Source organism: Novosphingobium sp. 11B (genome assembly GCF_054589055.1).
Window position 1 is genome coordinate 1 of the sequence record NZ_BAAILP010000297.1, and the last position, 1,554, is coordinate 1,554.

Sequence of the window (1,554 nt, forward strand, 5' to 3'; positions counted from 1 at the left end):
ACAAGCTCAGCCTGAGCGGTGTTGAGAGGAAGTTATCAGTCCCGCTCAGGCTGAGCTTGTCGAAGCCCCCGCCGGGCAGCCCGCGCCTAAAGACAGCCACCGGTCCCGGATCAGGTCCGGGACGACGGGGCGACAGCAAAATTCTCCCCCGACTTGCGCCCGATCAATTCATCCCGGTTGCATGAAGCGCAAACCGCAAGGGCCGCTCAAGAGGGGGGACATGCATGGTGCAGCCCCGGCGGTCATTCGAAAGACACGGATATGCGCAAGATCACCCTGCTCGCCGCTGTGCTGGCCGCCACCGCCTTCACCACGCCCGCGATGGCCGGCAGCCCGGACGGCAGGTTCCAGGTCAAGGTGCTCGCGACCGGGGTTCTGCCCGACGGCGGCATCGACAAGGTCAAGTCGATCGATTCGGGCCTTGCCGCCACGCTGACCGGCATGGGCGTCACCGATGTGGACGCCCGGGCGAACGACAACGTCGTGCCCACCCTCGCGGTCGAATACTTCTTCACCAAGGCCGTCTCGGTTGAGACGATCTGCTGCTTCACCCAGCATCACGTGGGCGGTGCGGCGGACCTTGCGGGCACGCGGCTTGTCGATCACGTGCTGATCCTGCCCGCGACGGTGACCGCCAAGTACCACCTCGACACCGGCACCCCGATCAAGCCCTATGTCGGCGCCGGCCCCGCGCTGTTCTTCGTGTTCGACGAAAAGCCCGGCGCCACCGCGCAGGCGCTCGGCGTGGACAAGGTGAAGATGTCCAATTCCTTCGGCGTCGCGCTGCAGGCGGGCGTGGACATCGCGCTCGGCCAGAGCGGCTACGGCGTGACGCTCGATGCCAAGAAGTACTTCATCAAGCCGACCGCCAGCTTCTATGCCGATGGGGCGAAGGTGCTGGAAACGAAGCACGACCTCGACCCGTGGGTGCTGAGCGCGGGCCTGTCGTACCGGTTCTGAGCGCGCTCGTCCTTGACAAATATAACCACATGGGTTATATGGCCCAGCATCCGGAGCGGCGAATGATCACGTCGCTCCGGTGTATCGGGTCGGCGTCGTGGGCCGGGATGCGGTTTCAGCCGCGATCGCGCAACCCACGCGTCCGTTCGAAGACCCGGACTGTCTCTGCGCTACCGGAAACGCCGTCCATACGTTCCTGCGACACACGGCAGGACTTGGGACGGCCATCCCGGATAGCCTTCGGCCGATAACGCTGCGAACCCTAACGACGGCCACATGGGACTTTCCGATGGAATACAGGTCGAGCCGGGCTGCACCGTGAGTTACCCGGCCGCTCGCCAGAGCTTCACGGAAAACAAAACCCCGCGTCCCGGTGAGGACGCTCCCGACGCCGACCCGATGTTCACTTCGGATGCGTTGATTTCCCCGGCGTAATGGCCCGCACTCGCCAGCGGGTATTTTTGCGTGACCCCGCTGCACGAACGACATCGTCATCCCAGCGAAAGCTGGGACCGCTGGCCTGTTACGGCCAACTATCGTTCAAACGCCCTGCCGAGGGTTGGGCTTTACTCGGCCAGCGGTCCCAGCCTTCGC

General features: G+C 64.6%; 1 protein-coding gene. It reads left to right on the forward strand.

All coding sequences use genetic code 11. The features are described 5' to 3' along the window. Nucleotides 1-261 precede the first annotated feature (261 nt). Nucleotides 262-960 carry an OmpW/AlkL family protein gene (locus ACYPYD_RS25515; RefSeq protein ID WP_036525758.1) on the forward strand — a complete coding sequence of 233 codons (699 nt, stop codon included), beginning with the start codon at nt 262-264 and terminating at the stop codon, nt 958-960. Nucleotides 961-1,554 lie beyond the last annotated feature (594 nt).